This window comes from Aeromonas sp. R1-1 (assembly GCF_040908495.1).
Taxonomy (GTDB): Bacteria; Pseudomonadota; Gammaproteobacteria; order Enterobacterales; family Aeromonadaceae; genus Aeromonas; species Aeromonas veronii.
On record NZ_JBFODV010000267.1, the window covers coordinates 1 to 1,769 of the forward strand.

The 1,769-nt window shown below is 49.2% G+C and carries 3 protein-coding genes; all 3 read left to right on the forward strand.

What is annotated here, in order from left to right; genetic code table 11:
• A partial coding sequence (locus tag AB5Y92_RS18160) for a VENN motif pre-toxin domain-containing protein (protein WP_368227319.1) occupies positions 1 to 1,239 on the forward strand: 1,239 nt, incomplete at its 5' end.
• On the forward strand, positions 1,236 to 1,460 hold the full coding sequence (locus AB5Y92_RS18165; RefSeq protein WP_164537456.1) for a hypothetical protein: 225 nt from the start codon (positions 1,236 to 1,238) through the stop codon (positions 1,458 to 1,460). The genes AB5Y92_RS18160 and AB5Y92_RS18165, both read left to right, overlap by 4 nt.
• 126 nt (positions 1,461 to 1,586) lie before the next feature.
• Positions 1,587 to 1,769: hemagglutinin repeat-containing protein (locus tag AB5Y92_RS18170; RefSeq protein WP_368227320.1), on the forward strand; the 183-nt coding region annotated here is incomplete at its 3' end.

Here is a 1,769-nt window from a genome sequence, read left to right on the forward strand (position 1 = left end):
GGTGGCATTACCGAGGCAGCAGCTGGTGCAGCCAGCCCCTACCTGGCGCAGATGGTCAAGCAACAAACCGATGATGGCCCGTCCCGTGTGATGGCCCACGCGCTGGTACAGGGGGCTCTGGCTGCCGCTCAGAACAAAAATGCCATGGTCGGTGCAACCGGTGCTGCCACGGGCGAGTTGGTTGGCATGATGGCGACCGAGCTTTACCAGAAGAACGCCAGCCAGCTATCTGAATCGGAGAAGGAGACCGTTTCCACCCTTGCCACCCTGGCAGCAGGCTTGGCGGGTGGCCTCACCGGCGACAGCACCGCCAGCGCACTAGCAGGAGCCCAGACCGGCAAGACAGTGGTGGAGAATAACTGGTTAAGCGAAACTGAGTCCCGGCAATTTGATAAAGAGTTATCTGACTGCAAAAAGTCCGGAGGTGACTGCAGTAAAGTTATTGAAAAATACATTGATAAAAGCAACGAAAACAGTAAAAAGCTGGCTAACTCCTGTACTGGAGGTGGTGTGACCTGTATCTCTTGGGAAGAGCTTATTCAGGCCAATACCAATGTTGCGATGGATGCAGATCCCCAACAAATCAGACTGAGTAAGAAATTGAAAGACCCGGATGCAGCAGCAATAGTGAAATATCTAAACGGGACGGACCTGAAATTCCTGAAGGATAATATTACGACAGGTGATCGAGTTATGGATGTGGTATTGACCCCTACCTCTTGGCCGGTCGCACTAATGGGAGGGAAAGCGATTATTACCAATGCTGCTAATAATTCTAAGGAACTGCTTATTGCAGTGGGTATGGGGGCAAGTATAGGCGCAGGTGTCCAGTATAGTACTACCGGAAAAGTGAGCCTCTCAGATCTGCTCGGTGCTGGTTTAGTAGGGGCAATCACAGCCGGAAAGGGATATAACCCCACAATGGCATGGAATGCTGCGGGCGGTTATTATCAAGCAGAAATCAATGGGGATGATCCATTTATGGCAGCCCTGCTGAGTAAAGCAGGCGCATCGGTTGGCTATGCATCTGGTAACGTTTTAAAAATACCATTTGACAAAAAACTGAATCCAATATCAAAGCAGTATGAGTGGGCCCCGACCGGTGTATGGACCATAACAAAACCCGTCCCGCAACACCCATTACCATCGATAATGGGTAACGTCGGAGACTCTGTAGCTTCCAGTCTATTTACTGAAGGGTCGAGTGAAGCTTTGAAAAATAAAAATGGAAAGAAATGATGAATATCAAATTTAGGTCTATAATTTCTTTGCTTTACCTGTGTTTGAGTATGTTTATTGCGTTTTTTATAATGGCTGTATTGTTCAACCTTCTTGGGTATTGGGTTGGAGGAGGACATGAAATATTATATTTTTTTGTTGGTAAATTATTTACTTATTTTAAGGTTGGTTTTGTTGGAATGCTAGCAGGAGTACCTTTATGGTTTTTCTACTATCGCTGAGGGTACTGACAACTTAACTTGACTACCAATGAGAGAGCTCCAAATGAGTTGCCATGGTCAGTGAAACCCGCAGGGCCGTAAGCTCGAGCGATTAGCGACGCGTAATCGGGCGTTAGCGAAGAAGGTATCGGGCTCAGCGTGTTTGCCAACCTCAACGCTGCCAAGGGCAAGGAGCTGGGCAACTCGGGTCGCTATACCGAAACCACCCTCACCACGGGCGATACCCTGACCCTCACATCAGGGCGGGATGCCACCCTGCTGGGGGCGCAGGTCAGTGGTGACAAGGTCAAGGCCGATATCGGCCGCAAC

What these genes read in the sequence shown, in the direction of transcription:
- AB5Y92_RS18165 (WP_164537456.1), top strand. Translation starts at nt 1,236, where the DNA reads ATGATGAATATCAAATTTAGGTCTATAATTTCTTTGCTTTACCTGTGT.